Origin of the sequence: Flavobacterium xinjiangense (assembly GCF_900142885.1) — a bacterium.
Taxonomy (GTDB): domain Bacteria; phylum Bacteroidota; class Bacteroidia; order Flavobacteriales; family Flavobacteriaceae; genus Flavobacterium; species Flavobacterium xinjiangense.
Window position 1 is genome coordinate 235048 of record NZ_FRCL01000002.1, and the last position, 24214, is coordinate 259261.

19 protein-coding genes are annotated in these 24214 nt (G+C 34.5%); 4 read left to right on the forward strand and 15 right to left on the reverse strand.

The features are described 5' to 3' along the window. Positions 1–181 precede the first annotated feature (181 nt). The 6 genes from BUC23_RS03300 to BUC23_RS03325 all read right to left on the reverse strand — a co-directional run bounded on the left by BUC23_RS03300 (position 182) and on the right by BUC23_RS03325 (position 5143). Positions 182–544, reverse strand: a complete 363-nt coding sequence (locus tag BUC23_RS03300; protein WP_073205358.1) for a nuclear transport factor 2 family protein — start codon at positions 542–544, stop codon at positions 182–184. Between the two features lie 82 nt (positions 545–626). Then, positions 627–1535, reverse strand: coding sequence for a pseudouridine synthase (locus BUC23_RS03305; protein ID WP_073205361.1), 909 nt, complete (start codon positions 1533–1535; stop codon positions 627–629). Between the two features lie 300 nt (positions 1536–1835). Continuing rightward, positions 1836–2792 (reverse strand): geranylgeranylglycerol-phosphate geranylgeranyltransferase, encoded by a 957-nt coding sequence (locus BUC23_RS03310; RefSeq protein WP_073205363.1) that lies wholly within the window; start codon positions 2790–2792, stop codon positions 1836–1838. 37 nt (positions 2793–2829) lie between these two features. Further along, positions 2830–3768 (reverse strand): mevalonate kinase family protein, encoded by a 939-nt coding sequence (locus tag BUC23_RS03315; RefSeq protein WP_073205366.1) that lies wholly within the window; start codon positions 3766–3768, stop codon positions 2830–2832. Positions 3769–3824: 56 nt separating this feature from the next. After that, on the reverse strand, positions 3825–4019 hold the full coding sequence (locus BUC23_RS03320) for a hypothetical protein (RefSeq protein ID WP_073205369.1): 195 nt from the start codon (positions 4017–4019) through the stop codon (positions 3825–3827). 41 nt (positions 4020–4060) lie between these two features. Continuing rightward, positions 4061–5143, reverse strand: a complete 1083-nt coding sequence (locus BUC23_RS03325) for a diphosphomevalonate decarboxylase (RefSeq protein WP_073205372.1) — start codon at positions 5141–5143, stop codon at positions 4061–4063. A 112-nt stretch (positions 5144–5255) separates the two neighbouring features. On the opposite strand from BUC23_RS03325, the gene BUC23_RS03330 reads away from it, so the two are divergent. Continuing rightward, positions 5256–5732, forward strand: coding sequence for a TspO/MBR family protein (locus BUC23_RS03330; protein WP_073205375.1), 477 nt, complete (start codon positions 5256–5258; stop codon positions 5730–5732). A gap of 67 nt (positions 5733–5799) precedes the next feature. Here the strand turns inward: BUC23_RS03330 and BUC23_RS03335 are convergent, their stop codons facing one another. The 9 genes from BUC23_RS03335 to BUC23_RS03375 all read right to left on the reverse strand — a co-directional run bounded on the left by BUC23_RS03335 (position 5800) and on the right by BUC23_RS03375 (position 18281). Continuing rightward, entirely contained in the window at positions 5800–6534 is a 735-nt protein-coding gene (locus tag BUC23_RS03335; RefSeq protein ID WP_073205379.1) for a hypothetical protein, read from the reverse strand. A 123-nt stretch (positions 6535–6657) separates the two neighbouring features. Further along, on the reverse strand, positions 6658–7866 hold the full coding sequence (locus BUC23_RS03340; RefSeq protein ID WP_073205383.1) for a BaiN/RdsA family NAD(P)/FAD-dependent oxidoreductase: 1209 nt from the start codon (positions 7864–7866) through the stop codon (positions 6658–6660). Continuing rightward, positions 7863–8540 (reverse strand): glycerophosphodiester phosphodiesterase, encoded by a 678-nt coding sequence (locus BUC23_RS03345; RefSeq protein ID WP_073205386.1) that lies wholly within the window; start codon positions 8538–8540, stop codon positions 7863–7865. Before BUC23_RS03345 ends, BUC23_RS03340 begins: the two co-directional genes overlap by 4 nt. An 81-nt stretch (positions 8541–8621) precedes the next feature. Further along, on the reverse strand, positions 8622–10286 hold the full coding sequence (locus BUC23_RS03350; protein WP_073205389.1) for an alpha-amylase family glycosyl hydrolase: 1665 nt from the start codon (positions 10284–10286) through the stop codon (positions 8622–8624). 15 nt (positions 10287–10301) lie between these two features. Further along, positions 10302–12179, reverse strand: coding sequence for a glycoside hydrolase family 13 protein (locus BUC23_RS03355; RefSeq protein ID WP_073205392.1), 1878 nt, complete (start codon positions 12177–12179; stop codon positions 10302–10304). 163 nt (positions 12180–12342) lie between these two features. Further along, entirely contained in the window at positions 12343–14646 is a 2304-nt protein-coding gene (locus BUC23_RS03360; protein ID WP_073205396.1) for a glycoside hydrolase family 65 protein, read from the reverse strand. Between the two features lie 112 nt (positions 14647–14758). Further along, positions 14759–15415: a beta-phosphoglucomutase gene (gene pgmB, locus BUC23_RS03365; RefSeq protein WP_073205829.1), complete on the reverse strand. Its 657-nt coding sequence runs from the start codon at positions 15413–15415 to the stop codon at positions 14759–14761. After that, the gene (locus BUC23_RS03370) at positions 15408–16937 is read right to left on the reverse strand and encodes an MFS transporter (protein WP_073205399.1); all 1530 of its coding nucleotides are present in this window, start codon (positions 16935–16937) and stop codon (positions 15408–15410) included. Before BUC23_RS03370 ends, pgmB begins: the two co-directional genes overlap by 8 nt. A gap of 318 nt (positions 16938–17255) precedes the next feature. After that, positions 17256–18281, reverse strand: a complete 1026-nt coding sequence (locus BUC23_RS03375) for a LacI family DNA-binding transcriptional regulator (protein ID WP_073205402.1) — start codon at positions 18279–18281, stop codon at positions 17256–17258. A gap of 236 nt (positions 18282–18517) precedes the next feature. Between BUC23_RS03375 and BUC23_RS03380 the strand changes: the two genes are divergently transcribed. From BUC23_RS03380 to BUC23_RS03390, 3 genes are read left to right on the forward strand one after another with little or no spacing between them, the layout of a single operon-like run. Further along, the gene (locus tag BUC23_RS03380) at positions 18518–21457 is read left to right on the forward strand and encodes a SusC/RagA family TonB-linked outer membrane protein (RefSeq protein ID WP_073205405.1); all 2940 of its coding nucleotides are present in this window, start codon (positions 18518–18520) and stop codon (positions 21455–21457) included. Between the two features lie 17 nt (positions 21458–21474). Beyond that, entirely contained in the window at positions 21475–23064 is a 1590-nt protein-coding gene (locus BUC23_RS03385; RefSeq protein ID WP_073205409.1) for a RagB/SusD family nutrient uptake outer membrane protein, read from the forward strand. Positions 23065–23085: 21 nt separating this feature from the next. After that, positions 23086–24150, forward strand: a complete 1065-nt coding sequence (locus tag BUC23_RS03390) for a SusE domain-containing protein (protein WP_073205412.1) — start codon at positions 23086–23088, stop codon at positions 24148–24150. The last annotated feature ends 64 nt before the right edge of the window (positions 24151–24214 follow it).

Below are 24214 nucleotides of genomic sequence, written 5' to 3' on the forward strand. Positions count from 1 at the left end.
AGCTAATTTACCAAAAAAAATGAATTATTGGCAAAATATATTCCTGTCTCTAAATATGGGCTTTTTCTGTTTCCAATTCTTGTTTACCAAAAAAAATCCCATTCGGTTTAAAGCGAATGGGATTTTGATGTTCTGTTTTTCTAAATCCTATTAAAAACAGAATTGAAATAAAAAGGTGATTTTATCCGTGATATACTCGGGATGCAATTATTTTATCTTCTTTAATGTCGAGCACTTCTGCAATAAGCATTTCATCTTCTCCATCAACAGTTCTAAGATATTCCATAAAAACGCGATCACCGTTTGCGGTAAGCGATTTTACTTTATAGTTTAAACTAGGCAAACGTTCAAAAGCATCTTTCCACCAGTCACGCAATGCTTGTTTTCCTGAGACAAAGCCATTGGTTTCAGGTTTGTGGATTTTTAGTTTTGGACTAAAATGCACGGCATCATCATCATACAATGACAATAGTTTTTCTAATTCTTTGTTGTTAAAGGTTTCAAACCATTTAAAAGCAATAGACTGTAATTTTTCTGGTGTCATGGTAGTTGGTTTCTATTTCTAATTAAAAAATCCCATTTCGCTAGAGCGAAAGGGATTTTAATTTTATAATTTCAAAGAAATATTAAACGTTCTTTAAATTGATTATTTCTTGGTCTGTAAGCAATCTCCAGTTTCCTCTTGGTAAATTCTTTTTGGTTAAACCAGCAAAAGAAACTCTGTCAATTCTTAGTACATCATAACTAAAATGTTCAAAAATATTACGAACCACTTTTACGTTAGACGATCTTAATTGCAAGCCAATTTCACTTTTCGCTTCACCATCAATGTAACTTACATCTTCAACAAAAACGCGGTGTCCATCAAGAGTCAAACCTTTGTTTATCTTTTCTAAATCTTCATATTTCAAGTTTTTATCTAAGGAAACTTGGTATATTTTAGATGACTTTTGACTTGGTAAAGTAAATTTACGAATCATATCCGTATCGTTCGTGAACAATAACAAACCAGTTGTATTCTTGTCCATTCTACCTACAGCCCCAATTTTTGCAGTAGTAGAACCTTTTACTAGTTCTAATACATTACGATATTCCTGACCTTCGTCCATGGCTGTCGTAAAGTTTTTTGGTTTGTTTAGTAAGATGTATACTTTTTTCTCCGGTGTCAAAGTCGAACCGTCAAAGTTTACAACATCTCCCGGTTTTACCATATATCCCATTTCAGTAACAGGAATTCCGTTTACTTTTACCGTTCCGGATTGAATGTAAATATCGGCATCACGACGCGAGCACGCACCAGAGTTAGCAATATATTTATTCAAACGAATTTCGTCTTTTACTTTTGGTCTTTTTGGTGCCTGATTTGGTTTTTTCTCTACTTTATCAGTAGCAACTTCGGCAACTTTAGTATTTACTTTAACTTTTTTTGGCCCTTGAGCGCGCTTCTGCATGGCAGGTTTTGGCTTATTCGAACTGGGTCTTGAGCTATTTGCTCTAGCACCACTTTTCTTATTATTGCCCTCCTTGTTATTCATAATATTCCAATAATTTGCGCAAAGATAGTATTTATATAATTGACAAACGATTTTTGACAATTAGAAAACGCTAACTATCTAATTAATAAGCTGATTAAGCAGTGATGGTTTGGTTTTTTGTAGCTATTTCCCGCTTTCCACATTATCTTTTTCTTTTTAAAGGAAAAAAGAAAAAGGATGCCGTTTCAAACGAAGTTCACTGAACTCCAATCAAAATAAACATTAGGTGAAGTAATCGGGGCTAATCTGATGGAAGTATTGGGGGGATTATTTTAAACTTTTTTTATGGTAGAAGAAAACCTAAACCATCAACAATAATCTTTTTCCATGCCACAATACACTTGGATTGATAAGCACAATACAAAAAACTCCAGCTACAATAAGGAATTTCAAGACGTTATGCAGCAATAAAAATTGTGCTTTAGTGTTCGATTTCCATAAGTAAAGCAGGAAAAAAATCAGGATGATTAAACAAGCATAAAAGTAAATATCCATGTAACCCACATCGTAAATTTCGATTAGAACATAAACTGGTAAAATAGTTAAAATGGTCAAAATCGTAATTACTTTTTTCGAAATGGCTTCGCCATATATAATTGGGATTGTTTGGTAACCATTCGCTAAATCGCCTTTTAGATTTTCTAAATCCTTAATCATTTCCCGAACCAGAAGTAATAGAAACAAAAAAGTGGCATGAGCAAAAATTACAGCAAGCTGACTTTTATAAATCTCAATATCATTAAATGAAATTTTAGTATAATAATACAATAAGATTGCAAAAAAAGGTAAAACAGCCAATAATGCCGCTGTCAGATTTCCTATTATAGGATATTTTTTTATTTTATGAGAATAGAACCAAACGAAAAATATATAAAGAGAAAAGAATAAAAAAGCACGCCACGAAACAAACATTGACATTAAGGCAACAATGAAATTGAGCGAAAAATAAACCGTAAGCTTCGTTTTTTGACTTACCAAACGGTCAAGCATGGATTTATTCGGGCGATTGATTAAATCTTTTTTGCTGTCGTAAAAATTATTAATGATGTAGCCGGAAGCAATCGTTAAGGATGAAGCGAAAACAATCAGGAATAAATTGAAGTCCAGCAGAATATCTAAAGCTCTTATCTCTGGCGCAAGAATAAATATAGCCGAAAGATACTGTGCCAAAATAATTATTGGAATGTTATAGCCCCGTACGACAGAGAACAAACTTATAATTTTCATCAATAAAAGTTTGTGCTGCCTGCTTAACATTATAAATGTGCGAGTTTAAGGTTTAAGGTTTGAAGTTTTAAAACTGATAAACCACTTCAAGTTTATAATCTTTCAGCGATAACTTGGCGCGTTCTAAATCCTCAGTAAATCCTAAGATGTAACCGCCACCGCCAGAACCACACAGTTTTAAATAGTAATCGTTAGTGTCGATTCCTTTTTGCCAAATTCCGTGAAATTGCTCTGGAATCATTGGTTTGAAATTATTCAAAACTACTTTTGATAATTTCTTGGTATTCATGAACAATGACTTCATATCTCCGCCAAGGAAATTTTCTACACAAGCGTCAGTGTGTTTTACAAACTGATTTTTCAACATGGCACGGAATCCTTTGTCTTTCAGATTTTCCATAAAAATATTAACCATCGGAGCAGTTTCGCCTACAATGCCTGAATCTAACAAGAATACAGCACCTTTTCCGTCAAAACTTTGTGTTGGAATTCCGGTTGCTTCAATATTATCTTTAGAATTGATAAGAATTGGAATACTCAAATAGCTGTTTAGCGGATCCAAACCAGAACTTTTTCCGTGGAAAAAACTCTCCATTTGAGAAAATATATTTTTTAACTGCAATAATTTTTCACGAGTTAAATTTTCAAGAACCGTGATTTTATTTTGAGCATATTTATCGTAAATAGCCGCAACCAATGCGCCGCTGCTTCCTACTCCGTATCCTTGCGGAATACTGGAATCGAAATACATTCCGGTTTCAACGTCGTTTTTCAACGTGTCTAAATCAAAAGTAACTAAGTTGGGTTGCTCGCTTTGTAACGTTTCCAAGTACGTCACAAAACGTTTCAAATTTCCATTTGATTTTATCGCTTCATCAGATGGATTTTCGTCTTTTTTAAGTGCGCCGTTATAAAAATTATAGGGAATGGACAATCCTTTTGAATCACGAATGATTCCGTATTCTCCGAAGAGTAATATTTTTGAGTAAAATAAAGGTCCTTTCATATTAGATTGTAAATTAGCAATTTGGGGTTGATAATTAGGTAATTTAGTAGGTAATTTTATAAATCGACTTTATCTCCTCGATTTGCTTCTTGAATTCCAAGGTCAATTTCTTCTTGTTCTTCCGGAGATAATTCTTTCCAAACATCTTTTTTTTCTGATTTGAAAATGTTTTTTATAGATTCAATTATGGATTTGTCATTAGTTTCTAATAACAATTTAATCAATTCTAATTTCTCTGATTGAATGTCCATAATTTCAGTGCTTTAAAAAATAAAGGTAGGAAAAAAACAAACTAATTCAACAAAGCTCCATTTCCAATTTCGTCACAAATGTACTGACCATTTTGGCAATAGCCAACTAATTCGTCCTGAATAAATTGTAATACTTTTGGTTTGTCCTTATTTGGGTACAAAACATGCACATTTGCTCCTGCATCCAATGTGAAACAAACAGGGATTTGTGTATCATTTCTATATTTCCAAATGGCATTAATGATCTCCAAAGTATTTGGTTTCATCAATATAAAATAAGGCATCGAAGTCATCATCATGGCATGTAAAGTCAAGGCTTCGCTTTCTACGATTTTGATAAATTCATCTAAATTTCCGTTTTCAAAAATGGTAATTAATTTATCTAAGTTTTCGTGAGCCTGCGAAAATCGCCTTTCGGCAAAAGGATGGTCGTGCATTAAATCATGACCAACAGTACTCGAAACCTGTTTTTCACCTTTATCAACCAATAAAATAGTGTCTTGGTAATTCTTGAAATTTTCATGAACAGCATTTGGAAATTCCACTCCAAATAAATCCGAACTTCCTGAGATGTTCTTGTGCTGTCCCCAAACAACAACTTGTCCTTTTACGCTGCGGCAAGCACTTCCTGAACCTAAACGAGCCAGTAAAGAGGCTTTTTGATAAAAATATTCCTCGGTCATTTCCGGGTTTAACGCTTTTTCTAAACTCATCAAGTTCATCGCCAAAGCGGCCATTCCTGACGCTGATGAAGCAATTCCGGAACTGTGCGGAAATGTGTTTTCCGTGTCAATCGTGAAATGATAGTCTTTCAAAAAAGGCAAATAGATTTCAATTCGCTCCAGAAATTTTTGAATTTTTGGTTTGAAATCTTCTTTTGGCTGGCCCTCAAAAAGCAAATCAAAGGAAAATTTGCCATCATTTTCTTTTTTGGCGAAAGCCAATTTGGTAATCGTTTTACAATTATCCAACGTAAAACTCACCGAAGGATTGGCAGGGATTTGATTGTCTTTTTTTCCCCAATATTTTACCAAAGCAATATTACTGGGCGCACTCCATTGGAAATTGCCTTGTTCTATTGATTGTGAATACTTTTTTGGAATAAAATCGTTTGCTGTAAACATGAATGATAAAATTTATGCAAAGATACTTTTTTTGGTTTACTCTTTGTTTCGTTTATTTATCGATTTGTACTAAAGTTTTGATTAAATTTGGTCCACATTAGAAAATTGAATTATGACGAAGATTACTCGAATTTTAACGATGGTTGTAACCTGTCTTGCGGTTGGTTATTTATCCGGAATGGTTACCCGTTCTGCAATTGTTACTTGGTACCCAACTTTGGTAAAACCTAGTTTTAATCCGCCTAATTGGGTCTTTGCACCAGTTTGGAGTATGTTGTTTATTATGATGGGTGTCGCAGCAGGATTAGTGTGGAACCGTTTAGAGTTTGAAAAAGAAATCGTAAAAAAAGCGTTGATTTTCTTTGCAATACAATTAGCGTTAAATGCATTGTGGTCCTATCTTTTCTTTGGATTACAGAACCCGATGCTGGCAGGTTTAGAAATTATCGTATTGTGGTTAATGATTTATGAAACCTATATTCAATTTTCTAAAATTAATAGAATCGCGGGCTATTTATTCATTCCGTATTTGGCTTGGGTAAGTTTTGCCGCTGTTTTGAATGGAAGTATTTGGTGGCTTAATAGATAGTTGGCAGTTTTCATTCGCAGTGATCAGTTTATCTTGCGATGAGAATCTAAAATGTTTTTTCAAATTCTTAGAGCTTCTTAAATTCAATATTCTTTGTCGATAAGAAATCCATCATGCTGAGAATGTTGTGATTTTCTATTAGTGTTTTTGATTTGGGATCTGCATCACAAAATTGAAGAAAAAGTGGTATTTCGTCTGGTTCTAATTTTAAAGTTTCGATATAAAACTGCGGATCACAAGTGCTTTTTGCTAAGGCTATAAATTCAATTTTTGGTGGTCCTTGTGTGACTTTCTCTTTTTCTTTTATAAATAAATTTAAAATCATTCCACCAATTCGCATAAAATCCATTCCGTTTTCAAGAGTGCCATTGTAAACCCCTGTTTTTAAACTTCTTGCTGATTTCTCTAACGCATATTTATCAAGTTTCCCTTGTTCATAACCTTTGTCTGTACTTAATTTAATAGAAGGCATTTTTGTAATTACTACTTCCTCTAATTGTTCTGGCTTAAGGATTAGTGAAATAATAAGGTTGTTTTGGTCAATAGTTTTTTGATCCACTACAATTTTTTTGATATCATGATTTTTGGAGATAAAAAGAAGTGCATCGCCGGCTTTTACCAAAATAGAAAATTCCCCGACTGCATTTGTAATTGTAGTTTTTTTAGAATTAAAATTAGCCACTTCAACTTTTCCGACAGGAAATTGTTCGTGCAAAACTTTGCCGTTAATTAATTTATCGGTTTGTGAAAAACCAAATTGAAATACAAATAATAATATAATAGAAGAGTAGATTTTTATCATTCGTAATATTTTGATTACAAACATATTCAAATCATTCTTTGAAAATCAAAACGGAATACTAAATTCATGTTAAGCAAACACTAAAGTTCTCTTAATTAGAGTTTTGAAGTATAATGGCTTAGGTTAAATAGCATTTGCTACAATAAACCCGCTTGTCCACGCATTCTGAAAGTTAAATCCGCCGGTAATGGCATCAATATTAACAATTTCTCCAGCAAAATATAGGTTTTCGTGCAGTTTGCTTTCCATGGTTTTGAAGTTGATTTCTTTTAAATCAATTCCGCCGGCAGTTACAAATTCTTCTTTAAAAGTACTTTTTCCATTGACCTGAAAAGTTCCGTTCGTCAATTGACTCGCTAGATTTTGCAATTGTGTTTTAGATAAATCGGCCCATTTCGTCTCCGCTTCAATTCCTGAAGCAAGTACCAAACTTTCCCATAATCTATTGGTTAATTCGAAAGGTGACTTCTTAGAAAGCGATTTTTTCGCATGTTCCTGTTTTAAGTCTTTTAATTTTTTCTCGACATCTTCTTTATCAGCATCATTCAGCCAATTGATAAAAATAGTGAACTGATAATTTTTGTCATGCAAGATTCGGGCACCCCAAGCAGATAGTTTTAAAATCGCAGGTCCGCTCATTCCCCAATGGGTAATTAATAATGGTCCTGCCGAGGTAAGTTTGGTGTCTTTTACCTTTACCGTTACTTGTGCCGCAACTCCTGGTAATTCTTTTATTCTGGAATCTTTGATGTTGAAAGTGAATAGGGAAGGAACCGGACTGACAACAACATGTCCAAAAGTCTGTAGCATTTCCCATACTTTAGGATTACTTCCTGTAGCCAGAATCAGTTTTTCGGCAAGATAATTTTCAGTTTGGGTTTCTATTTTCCAAGCGGTGTCTTTCTTGAAAATAGATTGTACGCTTTGTCCCGTTAGTACTGCAATTCCCAGTTTTTGTGTGGCTTTCAGGAAACAATCAATAATGGTTTGTGAAGAATTCGAAACCGGAAACATACGTCCGTCGGATTCAATTTTTAGTTCTACATCATGTTTCTCAAACCATTCAATCGTATCGCCAGAGCAAAACTGATGAAAAGGACCACGTAATTCTTTTTCGCCACGCGGATAAAATTTCACTAATTCATTTGGTTCAAAAATAGCGTGCGTTACATTACATCTTCCGCCGCCGGAAATTCGAACTTTTTGCAATACTTCAGCTCCGCGTTCTAAAATTGCGACTTTCAGTTTTGGATTTTTTTCCACAATATTAATCGCTGTAAAAAAACCTGCTGCGCCACCGCCTACTATTATTATATCGAAATTCTGGTTCATATTCTATTTGGGAAATCAGTGATAATTCCGTTTATGTTGAATGTTTTTATTTTTTGAATGTCTTCTACTTCATTGATGGTCCAAGGGAAAACATGCAATCCTTTTTCCTGTATTTGCGCCGTGTTATCTTTTGTCAATAAATGAAAATGCGGGTGAATGGATTTTGCCTGAATGAATTTGGCGAAAGCCAAAGCCAAGTCTAAATCGGTTTCCGTTAAAACGCCAATTGGAATTTTATCATTTAAAAACGCCACTTGCTGCAGTGCATTCCAATCAAAACTAGAAACTAAAAATCGGTCGTATTTCCAGTCTTTCTTAGTAACATACTTTTCAATTAGTGAAACTACTTTATCTGTTGCTTCATAACTTTTGATTTCAATATTGATAAAACAATGTTGGTTTATCAAATCAAAAACCTCCTTCAGCGTTGGAATTTCATGTGTTCCATTTATTCGAAAAGCTTTTAATTCGCGCAAAGATAATGCATTTACAAAACCTTTTCCATTGGTCGTTCTGTCAATAGTTTCGTCGTGAATTACGATTAGTTCCCCATCAGCACTAAGATGCACGTCGAGTTCAATGCCATCCACTTGCATGTCTACTGCTTTTTGGAATGAAATAAAGGTGTTCTCTGGTTCATATCCTTTTGCGCCACGATGTCCAATTTTGAGCATTGTCTTATATTTTCTGGTAAAGGTAAACATAAAAAAAACGCCTTCATTTCTAAAGGCGTTTGGATTAAATTATTTTAAAAATTATTTTTTCGATTCTAATAAAACAATATCAAATTCAGAATCAATACTTACTTTTCCATTTAAAACGGTTGCTTCTTTACCAGAGTAAGCATCTCTTAATGTTGTTCCATTATTGAAAATAGATCCTACAGAAATTTGTTTTAATCCGATTGCTAAATCCAATCCAACAACTACTGAATCCATATAATCTCCTTTAGAAAAAGTTCTGGAAAAAGTGTATGGTTGCGCCGAAATCTGCTTGTGAATTCCTGCTCCCACCGAAGGATGGTTTTTTCTGAATTGACCTAATTTCTGCCAATGTAACAACGTTTTTTGTGTTGCAGAGTTTGATTTAATATCGTCCCAATTCATCAGCGAACGCAATGTTGCATCTCCTTGAGTGCCTTCAACTACTAAAGAACGAGCGCTTTCATCACCGTAATACACTTGAGATAATCCTGGACTTAATAATAATTTTGTTCCTGCTTCTTTGCTTTTTGTTCTTTTGGCATCAAACGGTCCGCCATCATCATGTGAAGACAAATAGTTCAGAACGCTGTATCCTTTTAACTCATTGTTCAACTTGTCAGAATATTTCGAAAATATAAATTCATAGTCTTTTTGCGCATCCCACTTGAATTCGAAATTGATCATATTATTGAATCCATTTTTGTAGTAATTGACTTTCTTATCTCCAAAATCAAAAATTTGTCCACCACTGATTCCATAATTGTAAACTTCTGCAATGGTGTAAAAAGAATTGTTATCTAACACCTTTGAAGAATTGTTTTTCTTCCACTTTTCAAAAGCGTAATTACATTGGGTTTTGAAATCGGCCCAGACAGTTTCCTCCGTATGTTTTACGGTGTCACCTCTGTAACCGTCAATTCCATAATCAGCTATGTAATCCGTCAGCCATTTGATAATGTAATATTTGGGTGCTCTTGGGTATCCTGTACGCGCAAAAAAAGCATCTAGTTCTTTCATTTCTTGGTCGTAACGTCCTTCTTTTTTCCATTTTTCGATTAAAAAAGGAGGTAAAGCTACAGCTTGATAGCTCTCTGTTTTTATATCCGGAAGGTTTGATACCAGCGTACAAGCAGTTGTGTTTTCAAAAGATTTGTAATCGCAATTGGGTCCCGTTCTCACCCAATCATTTGGCCAAACCGTATCTTCGGCAGTTACGGGTCCGGTATGATTGATAACACCATCAAGAACAATCCTGATTCCGTGTGCGTGTGCTTTTTCTACTAATGCTTTTAGGTCTTCTTTGGTTCCAAAGTTAGGGTCTAAGGTCGTCCAGTCTCTTGCCCAATATCCATGGAAGCCATAACTTAAGCCCGTTCCTTCATCAACGCCGTCATGTATTTGTTCCACTATTGGTGTAAACCAAATGGCATTGATTCCTAGTTTGTCAAAATAACCTTCGTCAATTTTTTGAGAAATTCCTTTGATATCACCGCCTTCAAATCCACGAAGTTTCCCTGGTGTTTTAGTTCTGTTTAATGTGACATCATTTGAAGTGTCTCCGTTACTGAAACGGTCGGTCATCAGGAAATATAAATTGGCGCCTTCCCATACGAAAGGTGTTTTGCTTTTGTTATTTTCGGTCAAGGTTTTTGTACTGGAGCAACTATTTAAAATTGCCATTGTCACCAGTAAAAAAGGAATAGAATATTTTTTCATTTTTTTTGCTTTGTATTATTTCAACTCTAAAACCAAAACTGATTTTGGTTCAATTATAATTTCGTTCGTAACATCAAATGTAAGTTCAGAAATCACATCTTTTCCTGTTTTAAAGTTCTTGATGTTTTCTTTAAACCGATGTGTGTTTATTTTGTGAGTTTCATTACTGTTGTTTATCAAAATCATAACCGTTTCATTGGCGTTGTATCTAAAATAAGTGTAGACATTATTCTCCGGAATATAATGTGTCATTTTTCCAAAATGTACCACCGATTTGCCTTTTCTCCAATTGAATAACTTGGCAGTAAAATCGAAATATTCACTTTGCCCCGGAGTTCTTCCTTCTTTGATAAAAGCATTATTTTCATCCCCTTCCCAACCGCCTGGAAAATCTTGGCGAATATCGGCATCACCTTTATTTTTATCACCAATCATTCCAATTTCACTTCCGTAATACAATTGCGGAATTCCGCGAATGGTGGCTAGTAAACTCATTGCCATTTTGTATTTTCTGATGTCGTTTCCGTACGTTTGATTGAATCGATTAGTATCGTGATTTTCAACAAAAACCAAGATGTTATTGATATTTGGATACAGGAAATCATTGGTGAAATTGTCGTACAATTTTATCATTCCTTTGTCCCAAGAGCCGTCATCTTCGTTGAAAACTTTTGTTGTTGCTTCGTATAATGTAAAATCCATTACACTTGGTAAATAGGAATTGTAATTCTGAATTTGGCCTATTTTGCTGTCTTTTTGCCAGTATGCCATTTGCGCTTGGCTTTGCATCCAAACTTCCCCTACGATATTAAAATTTGGGTATTCATCTGTGATGGATTTTGTCCATGTAGCAATCCCTTTTGGATCAGAGTAATTATAGGTGTCTACTCTAAAACCATCTAAATCTGCATATTCAATCCACCAAAGTGCATTTTGGATCAGGTATTTTAACGCTAAAGGATTCGATAAGTTTAAATCAGGCATTGATGGTGCGAACCATCCGTTTAAGCAAGTTTCTTTATCAACTTTAGAGGCATGTGTATCATTGATAACCGTTCTTTTATGATTGGTTTGTGTGTAATTATCAAATTGATTAATCCATCCTTTTGTAGGTAAATCATTCATCATCCAATGTTTAATTCCCCAATGATTGGTTACATAATCCATGACTAGTTTCATGTTTTTTTTATGCATTTCGGAAGACAATCTTACGTAATCTTCATTGGTTCCGTATCGAGGATCTATTTTATAAACATCAGATTGACCGTAAGTGTGATACGAAAAAGAAGGATCGTTGTCTTCACAAAGTGGGGTACTCCAAATCGTCGTTGCTCCTAAAGAGGAGATATAATCTAGATTTTTTATAATTCCCTCGATGTCGCCACCATGTCTTCCTCCAGGTAATTCCCGATTGTATTTTTCGATGGTGGAGTTTTCGCTGTCATTATTTCTGTTTCCATTGGCAAATCGATCCGGCATCAGTAGATACATCATATCCGAAGAATCGTAACTTTTGCGTTGAGCGGAATTTTCTCTTCTTTTCTTTAATGAATATTTTTGTGTGAAGCTTTCCTTATTATTGTTTTTAAAAGTAAAAATCAAATCAGTTGCCGGCACTTTTTTCGTGTCAACGGTGATGAAAATATAGTTAGGATTTTCAGTTCGCTTCACGTTGGTGATTTTTATGGAATTAGAAACAGAAACTTGATATTCTGCTATATTTTGACCGTAAAATAGAATTTGCAATTCCGGATTTTTCATGCCCGCAAACCAAAAAGGAGGTTCGATCCTTTGAATTTGAGCGTTTAATGATAAAGACATAAAGAAAAGGAATAAGGTTATTTTTTTTAGAAAGCTCCTATTTATGAAAGGGAATGTACCAATTTTATTCATTATTATATACTTTTTAGTGATATTAAATTTGCGGCAGCAGAAAACTAAATTTTAAAAACTGTTGGTAATTAAACAATCCCAATGAAAATTGGGATTGTCTGTGAGCCTTTGAGGCCTCTTATTAAATGATAGAATCAACTACAAGTTCCAACAATTAATTTACTTATACAGTTACCGATTGATTAGGCAAAACAACAATTTCCTTTCCATTTACAACTATTGACAGCTCTTTTTGACCATCGATTGAAAAGGAAGTTTCATTATGAGTAATATTTACTTTCAAAATTTGATTTCTGAAATTTATTTTAAAGGAATAACCGTTCCATTCTTTTGGAATTTTTGGAGAAAAATGAAGTTTGTCCTCTTTAATTCTCATTCCGCCAAAACCTTCTACGATACTCATCCAAGTTCCTGCCATTGAAGTTATGTGACAACCTTCTTCTACCTCTTTATTGTAATCATCTAAATCCAATCGAGAAGTCCTCAAATAGAACGTGTACGCCATATCCATTTTGTCTAATAGCGCCGCTTGAATCGAATGTACACAAGGCGAAAGTGAACTTTCATGAACCGTAAAAGATTCGTAAAATTCAAAATTGTTTTTCAGTTCTTCCTTAGAAAAATGATCTTCAAAGAAATAGAAACACTGTAAAACATCGGCTTGTTTAATATAAGGCGAACGTAAAATTCTATCCCAAGACCATTTTTGATTGATTGGTCTTTGGCTTTTGTCTAAATCAGCTACTCTCACAAGATCTTTATCCAAGAATCCATCTTGTTGCAAGTAAACGTTATGCTCTTCCGAAAAAGGGAAGTACATATTATCAGCTACTTTTTTCCATGACTGTAATTCCGAATCTGAAATTTTTACTTTCTCTGAAATTCTTTTGTGATCCGAAGGATACTCCAACGATACTTTTTGAATCTGTTCGTACGTATAATCCAAACACCATTTTGCAATATAATTGGTATAGAAATTATTGTTTACGTTGTTTTCATATTCGTTTGGTCCTGTAACTCCAAGGATAACATATTTATCAAGATTAGTTGAGAAATTCGCTCTTTGATGCCAGAAACGTGCAATTCCTATTAATACTTCCAATCCTTTTTCGGGAATATAACTGTAATCGCCAGTGTATCTGTAAAAGTTATAAATGGCAAATGCAATGGCTCCATTTCTATGAATTTCTTCAAATGTAATTTCCCATTCGTTATGACATTCTTCACCATTCATCGTTACCATTGGATACAAAGCAGCGCCGTTAGTAAAACCTAATTTCGCAGCATTTTCAATGGCTTTGTCCAATTGATTGTAACGGTACGTCAATAAGTTTCTTGCTACTTCTTGGTCTTTGGTCGCCATATAAAATGGTATACAATACGCTTCGGTATCCCAATACGTAGATCCGCCATATTTTTCTCCCGTGAATCCTTTTGGTCCAATATTCAAACGGGAATCTTTTCCTAAATAGGTCTGATTCAACTGAAAAATATTGAAACGAATTCCTTGTTGTGCCTTCACGTCACCGTCAATTGTGATATCTGACATTTCCCAAATTTTTGCCCAGGCATCAACTTGGTCTTGTAACATTTGGTTGTATCCTTTTGCAAGTGCAGTTTGAATCACTTTTTCGGCAGCAGTTTGAGTATTTGTATGGTTCAAAGAAACGGTATAACCACCAATTTTTTGGATAGATGATTTTTGGCCTTGAGCCACAACAACATCATAACTAGATTTAATTTTATCCGAAACAGCTTCAATATTTGAAGGGGAAATATTCGTTTTCTCTCCATTAATCAAAATGCTATTCTGCATAAAAGTAGTTACTTTGAAATGCGTCTTGAATGTTTGTGCAGTTATAAAAGCTTCGTTTCCTGATTTTTTGACATCAAGTATTTCCCAGAATTTTTCTTCCCAGTTGGCATCTTCATTGGTTACGCCAGCATCAATATATGGCTTGTAAATTATTTTCGCATCCTTATTTAAAGGTGTGATTTCGTAATTTATGACTCCAACTTCATCTAAAATGATAGAAAGGAAACGACGGATCTTTACTGAAATTTCAGTTCCGTTTTTTAGAGTTGCCTCAAAAGAACGGTGATACCAGCCTTCTTTCATGTTTAATTCACGACGAAAGTTTTTGACATCTGAACACGTGTTCAAATCCAATTTTTCACCGTTGATTTCGATTTCAATTCCAATCCAATTTGGCGCATTCAGAACTTTGGCAAAATATTCAGGATATCCATTTTTCCACCAGCCCACTTTGGTTTTGTCAGGATAATATATTCCGGCAATATAACTTCCTTGAAATGTTTCACCGCTATAATTTTCTTCAAAATTCGCACGTTGTCCCATCGCTCCGTTACCAATACTGAAAAGACTCTCAGATGATTTTACGCTCTCTACATCAAATCCTTCTTCAATGATCGACCAATTGTCAGGTTTTATATAATCTTGATTCATTCTTTACTTTTGTTTAAAGTTTAAAAAGTTTACCGTTTAGAAGTTTACAGTTGTTGAATTTTAGTTCTGTTTTTCTAACCTGTTGCTTCTCGTTTCTTTTTCTTCTATCTTTTTATTTTCTAATTAATTCTTCTATAAAATCGGTGTCTATTTCTGTAAAGTCTTTGAAGATGTATTTTGCTTCATGTAAAATAGATGCTTCGCCAATTCCAACACTTGTCATTTTCCCTATATTGGCGGCTTGTACACCAGCTACTGAATCTTCAAAAACGATAGCATTTTCTGGACTTATATTTAATAGTTTAGCCGCAATCAGAAAAACTTCAGGATCTGGTTTAGCATTAGTAACATCATTTCCGTCTACAACAACATTGAAATACGATAATATTCCAGTTTTCTTGAGAATTGGTCTGGCATTTTTACTTGCTGAACCTAAAGCGATAGGTTGGTTTTTCTCTTTTAAAAACTTTAAAATTGTAAAAACACCCGGAAGAATTTCACTTTCATCCATATCCACCAGATACGTTAGATAATCTTCGTTTTTTTGAATTAACCATTTGTCTTTGTCTTCTTGTGAAGCTTCAACATTTCCTAATTCTAAAATTATGTCTAATGAACGCACTCTACTAACTCCTTTCAAAAGTTCGTTATGTTCAAGTGTGAAATCAATATTTAATTCTTTTGCAATTTTTTGCCAAGCCAAAAAATGGTATTTGGCGGTGTCAACAATAACTCCGTCAAGGTCGAAGATGAATACTTTTTTATTCATTGATTGTAATTTTTGATTCGTCATTAATGGTAAGAGCAATAATTCCGGCTAGAATCATTGATGCTCCACCAATCAAAAGTGCATAAATAGGTTCGTTATTAAAAAATTTAGAAACTAAAAAGCCTAAAATGGATGCAGCAACTAATTGTGGTATTACGATAAAGAAGTTGAAAACTCCCATATAATACCCCATTTTGTTAGATGGTAATGAACCAGATAACATAGCATAAGGGATAGATAAAATACTTGCCCAAGCAATTCCAACACCAATCATTGGAAGCCATTCCATAGTGAATGCGGTTGGTTCTGATATAAAATAAATGGAGATAAGACCAAGACCACCACAAACTAATGCCACAAAATGGGTGAATTTTCTACTGGTATATTTGGCTAATAATGGTAGTAAAAAAGAAGCAATTGCTGCGATTAAATTATAATTAGCAAACATTTCACCTACTTGATTTGCGCCAGTATTATAGGCGGTAGAAGTAGTGTCTGTTGTGCCATAAATGTGTTGCGTAACGGCTAGAGTGGTGTAAATCCACATGGAGAAAAGCGCAAACCAAGAAAAGAATTGAACCCAAGCCAATTGTTTCATGATTTTTGGCATAAACTGAAAATCATTCATAATCGTTACAAATCCATTTTCAGTATTGTTCGTTTTTTGCATTAATCCGGAAACTAACATTGCCAATCCGCCCAAACCAATAAGTCCAAGTGATAAAACGTATAAATCTTTCTTTAAATCAAAATAGAAGATGGCTAACGAAAATAAGACACTGACAATTAGAAACGAAATTCCCTTTGTTAAATGCGATTTTGCATTAGATGCAAACCAATCAGCAGAATGTTCCTCTTTTACAAAAGTATCTTCTTTGTGTTTTTCAAAAGCGGCTAATTCTTCCGGAGAATATTCTTTGGAAGTGATAACGGTCCAAAGCACAGTTATGATAAATACAATTCCACCGAAATAAAAGGAATATTTCACTGAATCTGGAATAATACCAAGTGGAGCTGTGTTTTGAACTCCTAAATGGGTGAAAATCAAAGGCAATTTTGAAGCGAAATAAGCACCAATACCAATGAAGAAACTTTGCATGGCAAATCCCATTGTACGTTGCTTTTCTGGAAGATTGTCTCCAACAAAAGCACGGAATGGTTCCATTGAAACGTTGATAGACGCGTCCATGATCCAAAGCATTCCTGCAGCAATCCAAAGTACTGGTGAATTAGGCATTATAAATAATGCCGCCGAGGCTAAAATTGCACCTGCTAAAAAATAGGGTTTTCTTCGTCCTAATTTTGTCCAGGTTCTATCTGAAAAATAGCCAATAATTGGTTGAATAATTAATCCGGTCAAAGGAGCAGCAACCCATAAAATTGGGATGTCGTCAATATTAGCACCTAAAGTTTGAAATATTCTACTGACATTCGAGTTTTGCAAGGCAAAACCCATTTGAATTCCCAGAAATCCGAAACTCATGTTCCAAATTTGCCAGAAACTTAATTTACGCTTCTCCATTATCGTAATTTAAAAATTAATACGATAAGCGCTATGCTTATCAAAACTTGTCTTATTTTCGAAGTAAAAGTAAAAGCTTTGATGGGGTAAATATAAAAATATATTTCAAACTTTTATTTTTTAGAAACAAATAAAAAAAAATATTTTTAACTACAAGGTTGTAGTACTGAATATTATACAGAATGGACTACTTAGATTAGCTAGATTTTTAGACTTCTTAGATTTTTAGTCCTGAAACTTCGAAATTAGACATAGACTACTATTTGTAGAATGTTGCATTCTCTCAAAAATCAAATAATCGAATAAAGCTGCAAAAATCTAATTTGTAGATTCTCTTTCTATTAAATGAGTTTCAATTACCTCTGTTTTATAATTCTCTTCCTCTTCGTCCTCATGTTCTGATTCTAATCGGTCGATCAGCATTTTTGCGGCTCTGTTCCCCATTTTTATTCCGCTTTGACTCACCGTTGTAATAGTAGGAGTAGAATATTTTGAAATAATTCCATCCGTAAATGCAATAACTGCTAAATCTTTAGGAACATTCAGTCCGATTTTGTTCGCTGTTTTAATACAGATTACGGCAAAAAGCTCATTAACGGCAAAAACGGCATCAATCGCTTTGTCTTCTAATAGCTTTCCGATTATTATTTCGCAAGTATCGACGTCTTCGATTTTAATAATTAGATTTTCATCAAAAGGGATGTTGTTGTCTAATAATGCTTTTATGTAGCCGTCGGTGCGAAGCTTACCTACGCTAACATAATCAACGGTGGTAACCAGGGCAATTTTCTTTCTCCCTTTATCAATCAGGCTTTGAACTGCTTCATAGGCAGAAAGTTTATCGTCAATAATAACCTTGTCGCAAAGAATTTCATTGGTAACCCGATCAAACATAACTACAGGCATTCCTTGGTCAATTACTTCAGTAATATGATGGAAATCACCTTTGAACTGGGTTTCTTTAGAAAGGGACATAATGAAGCCATCGATACTACCGTTAGCCAACATTTCCATATTAAGGACTTCCTTGTCAAAAGAATCGTCTGATAAACAAATGATTACACTGTATCCGTTTTCGTTTGCAACCTGTTCTATTCCATTGATGACGGTCGAGAAAAAATGATGAACAATTTCTGGTATGATAATTCCTATGGTTTTTGTTTTTCGATTCTTTAAACTCAGGGCTATATTGTTGGGTTTGTAGTTGTAAAATTTGGCAAAAGCTTGCACTTTTAGTCTGGTATCTTCTCCAATTTCTAAACTATTTCTTAAAGATTTTGAAACTGTGGAAATTGAAACATCAAGTTCTTTGGCAATTTGTTTAAGCGTTACCTTCCTTTTCATAATTGTAAAATTGATAATAATTATTTTCGTAATAAAGATATGATTTGTTTTTAGTAATGGCAATTTATCCCTTAAATAATTAGATAATAAAGAAAGTTTTCAACACTATCACGTTTTCGTAAACCAAATAAAAAGGGGGTTTGTCGGGCGTGACAAAATTTACATAAATTTAACATTCGAAGTAAAATTAAAAGTTAAAACCACAACCAAAATTCAAATTAATTTAAACAAAAAGTATGAAAACAATTTATAAAAAGTTGTTATTTTTATTACTACTACTGCCTCTTAGTATTCTGGCTCAGAATACTGTAACTGGAACTGTTCTTGATAAAGTGTCAGGACAGCCAATTCCGGGAGTAAATGTAAATGTTCAAGGCGCCACCAATGGTGTTTCTACAGATTTTGATGGAAAGTTTCAATTGTCAAATGTTAAGAAAGGCGATAAGGTCGTGTTTTCTTTCATTGGATATAAAGCTTCTGTCGTTAATTATGATTCTCAAAAATCATTAATGGTTTCTTTAGGAGAAGATGAAAATCAATTAAAAGAGGTCGTTGTTCAAGTAGGTTATGGTACCGTTAAGAAAAAAGATGCAACGGGTGCAGTAACAGTATTGACAACCAAAGATTTTAATAAAGGACCGGTAACTTCTGCGGATCAAATGATTCAAGGTAAAGTGGCTGGTTTGCAAATCATTAATGGAGGTGGTTCTCCAGGTGAAGGCGCGACAATAAGAATCAGAAGTGGTTCTTCATTGTCTGCTAATAACGATCCTTTGTATGTAATTGATGGTGTTCCGGTTGCGGCAGGTGGAATCAATGGAGGTAGAAACCCATTGTCAACAATCAATCAAAATAATATCGAATCTATTTCGGTATTAAAAGATGCCTCAGCGACTGCTATTTATGGATCTCGTGCATCTAATGGTGTGATAATTATTACGACCAAAAAAGGTAAAGCAGGGGATATGCAAGTAAGTTATAATGGAAATTTGCAAGTATCTGAAATTACTAAAAAAGTAGATGCTTTGACGCCTACTCAATTTAGAGATTTTATTACTGCTCATGGTACACCAGCGCAAAAAGCTTTGGTGGGTGCTGCTGATACAGACTGGCAAAATGAAATTTACAGAACGGCAATTGGTACGGATCATAACATTGCATTAAGTGGGGGTGTAGATAATGTAGTGTACAGAGCTTCTGTAGGATATGCGAATTTGAATGGTATCTTGAAAAGAGATAACATGCAGAGAACGACTATTGGGGTTGGTGTAACTGGAAATTTCCTAGACAAACATTTGAAAATTGAATTGAATAATAACACTTCCTTGATTAAAAATAATTATAGTAATAGAGGGGCTATTGGTTCTGCAATTAGCTTTGACCCTACACAGGTTGTAAGTAATGCCGATGGTACTTATTTCCAATGGTATACTTCTCCAACGCAAATTAATCAACTAGCAGGTAGGAATCCATTATCTATAATAAATCAGCAGAATAATTTTGGAACTTCTTACAGAAGCATCGGAAATATTCAAACGGAATATAAAATGCACTTTTTACCGGAATTGAAGGCTGTAGCTAATTTTGGTTACGATCAGTTAAGCGGAAGATCATATGGAAATACAGACGCAAATTATCTAAATGGACTTCCAGGTTCTGGATATAATAATTCCTATGAGAATACAGGTTCAAGAAATAATAAATTGATGGATTTGTTTTTGAACTACAATAAAAAAGTAGAATCAATTAATACACAAATTGATTTGACAGGAGGGTATTCATACCAAGATTTTAGAGATGTTAATGACGGATCTTCATATAATTTTGAAAATAAAATTAGTACTCCAGGAGTTCCGGTTCCGTCACGTGTGAACTTACAGTCATTTTTTGCTAGAACTAACATCACAATTGCCGATAAATACTTATTGACTTTGTCTTACAGACGCGATGGTACTTCTCGTTTTACAGAGGCAAACCGTTGGGCAAATTTCCCTGCAGTTGCTTTAGCTTGGAAATTGAATGAAGAAAGTTTCTTAAAAGATGTGTCTAGTATTTCTACATTAAAACTTAGAGGCGGTTGGGGTGTAACTGGACAACAAGATATTGGGGTGAGTTATCCATCTATTCCTTTGTATTTAGTTTCTAACAGTCAGGCACAATACCAATTTGGTAATACATTTTATAATACATTCAGACCGCAACCATACAACAGTAATTTGAAATGGGAAGAGACTACTACGGTCAATGCAGGTCTTGATTATGGATTGTTTAATAATAGAATTACTGGTACTGTAGATTTATATAAAAGAACTACGAAAGATTTATTGTTGTACACTCAAAACCCATCTTTCTTTGGATTTTCTAATTATGACAATTATAATGTAGGAACTATAGAAAATAAAGGTATTGAACTTTCAGGTGAAGTTATTCCAGTTCGTACTGATGATTTAGAATGGAGAATTGGCGGAAACGTTACTTTTCAAGACTCTAAAATCACTAAGTTAACTACAACACAACCAAATACTCCGGGTATTAATGTAGGAGGATACGAAGGAGCTACAGGAAACACAATTCAAAATCACCAGGTTGGGTATGCACCAAGTTCGTTTTATGTGTACGAGCAAGCATACGGAGCTGATGGTAAACCAATTGATGGTGTTTATATTGACAGAAACAAAGACGGAATAATTACAGAACAGGATAAATACCGTTTTCACAAGCCGGCGGCTGATGTGTTTTATGGTTTCAATACAAGTGTAACGTACAAAAATTTTGATTTTGGAATGAACTGGAGAGGATCTTGGGGTAATTTTAATTATAACAATGTTGATTCAAGCAAAGGTTCTTACCAAAACATATTATTAAGAGAAACGGACTTGTCTAATGGTGTTGCCAATATTTTGGAAACTGGTTTTACTACTCAGGACACTAAAAGATATGAGTCGGATTATTACATCCAAGATGCGGCTTTCGTTAGATTGGACAATGTTAGCGTAGGGTATACTTTTAATCAAAAACCGAATTCTACTTCATTAGTTAAATTAACATTAGCAGCTCAAAATGTTTTGTTAATTACCGACTATAGTGGATTAGACCCAGAAATTTCTGGAGGTATAGATAATAATTTATATCCAAGACCAATTACTTTCACGTTAGGTTTAAACGTTAATTTCTAATACAAATAACAAGAAAAATGAAAAAGACACAAATAAAATTATTGGGTATTTCTTTGTTACTGTTGGTGATGTTGTTCCCATCATGTACCAATGATTTGAACCAAGCTCCAGAAAGTGCTAATGCTATTCCGGGTGACCAATTTTTCAGTACACCGGAATCTTATAAGCAAAATCTAGCCAAATTATATGCAGGATTTGCTACCTCAGGACAAACTGCGGCTGGTTCTCCAGATATTTCAGGAATAGATGAAGGAGAGAGTCAATACATTAGAGGGTATTGGTTGTTACAGGAATTAACTACTGATGAAGCGGTTATTGCCTGGAATGATGGAACTATAAAAGATCTTCATTCACAAACATGGACTTCTTTGGATCGTTTTGTAACGGCTGTTTTTGCCCGTTACTCTTTTCAAATTGTAAACTGCAATGAGTTTTTACGTCAAACTACTGATGAAAAATTAACTGCAAGAGGAATTGATGCTACTTTGAAAGCGGAGATCGCTACTTACAGAGCTGAAGCACGTTTCTTGAGAGCAATGACGTACTGGCATTTAATTGATATGTTTGGTGGTGGTTCATTAGTAACGGAGGATTCTCCGAGTACTTTCTTTTACCCAGAATATGCCACAAGAGCAGAATTATACAAATTTGTTGATGATGAATTGACAGCGATTACTCCATTATTGAAAGCACCAAAAGCTAATGAGGCGTATCGTGTGGATCAAGCTGCTGCCTGGATGTTACAAGCTAAATTGTACATGAATGCAAAAGTATATACTGGTATAGATCATTATGCTGCGGCAGTTCCATTAATTACAAAAATCACGGGTTCAAGTTATAAATTGCACACTAATTACAATCAATTGTTTTTTGCAGATAATGATAAAAATGGTGCGCAAAACGAATTTATTTTTGCAATAGGCTTTGACGGTCTTCATACACAAACTTATGGTGGAACTACTTTCTTAACGCATGCCCCAGTAGGCGGTAGTATGAAAGCAGCTGAATTTGGAATCAATGGTGGATGGGCTGGTATTAGAACAACTGCTGCATTTGTTGATAAGTTTGATGCTAATACTACAGATGCACGTGGACAATTCTATAAAGATGGTCAAACCAAAGAAATTAAGAATATTGGTTCTTTTACAGATGGTTATGCAATTCAAAAATTTAGAAATGTAGATGTAAATGGTAAACAAGGTTCAGATAAAGCAGGTAACTTTTCTGATGCAGATTTTCCAATTTTCCGTTTAGCTGATGCTTATTTAATGTATGCGGAATGTGCTGTACGAGGTGCAGGTGGGACTTTGCCACAAGCAGCTACTTATCTTAATGCTTTAAGAACAAGAGCAAAAGGCGCTACAATAAGTCAAGGCGATTTAACACTTGATTTTATTCTTGACGAAAGAGCGAGAGAATTACATTGGGAAGGACACAGAAGAACAGATTTAATTCGTTTCGGAAAATTCTCTGGAGGTAGTTATTTATGGCCATGGAAAGGGAATGTTGCTGGAGGATCTCCAACACAGTCTTACAGAGATTTATTCCCTATTCCTGCAACGGCTTTATCTTCAAATAGTAAATTACAACAAAACCCTGGATATTAATAATTTAAAAAATATATAAAAATGAAAAATATAACTAAATCAATAATTGCTTTATTTGCAGTAGTTGCTTTCTCTTGTACGGTACAAGATGTTCAAGACAGACCAGTCATTGAAGGGGTTGATTCCCCAGTATTAACAGCTCCAACTTCTGGTGCTGCTTATGTTCTTTCTCCTGCAAATGCAGCTGCTCAAGCAGAACGTTTTACATGGAAATCAGCTAATTTTGGAGGTGACGTACAAGTTACGTATGCAGTAGAAATGGACAAAAAAGGAAATGCATTCAAAACTCCTCAGTCTATTGGATCTGTAATTTCAGCAAATCAAGTTTCTGTAAGTGTTGAATCCATGAATAAAGCGGCTTTATTATTGAAAGCAACGCCTTTTTCCCCTGGGGAATTTGAAGTAAGAGTAAAATCAAGCGCTGGTGCCCTTGCTGCAATGTATTCTAATGTTGTAGGAATTGTAGTTACGCCTTACACTACTGAAAATCCTAAATTATGGGTTCCTGGTGGTTATGCTAAAGCCTCTGGATATCCTAACGATTGGGATCCTGCTACATCTCCACAACTTTCTGCTTCAGGATATGGTAAAGTAGATTTTGAAGGATATGTTAATTTTAATGATGCTAATGCAGAATATAAATTCACAAGTTTCCCAGAGTGGAAAGGTGAGTTTGGAGCTGGAGCAACTGCAGGAACATTAGATCCTAAAGGAGCTAATCTTAAAATTCCTGCTGCTGGTTATTATCAGATTGTAGTTGATACTGAAAAATTAACTTACAAAGCGACTGCAACTTCATGGGGAATCATTGGTAGTGCAACTGCGGGTGGTTGGGATAACAGTACAGCAATGACTTACAATAAAACGACAAAATTATGGTCTGTAACTGCAACGCTAACTGGAGCTGAATTTAAATTTAGAGCGAATAATGGTTGGGATATAAACCTAGGTAAACTTAAAACGGCTCCTGATGGTTCTCACCTAGAATATGGTGGCGATAATATTGCTGTAGCAGCTGGAAATTACACGATAACTTTAGATTTAAGTTCTCCAAGAAATTACAAATACACGATTACAAAAAATTAATTTTTTTAAATTTGAAGGGGCTGTCTTATGGATAGCCCCTTTTATTTAATTTAATAAATAAATG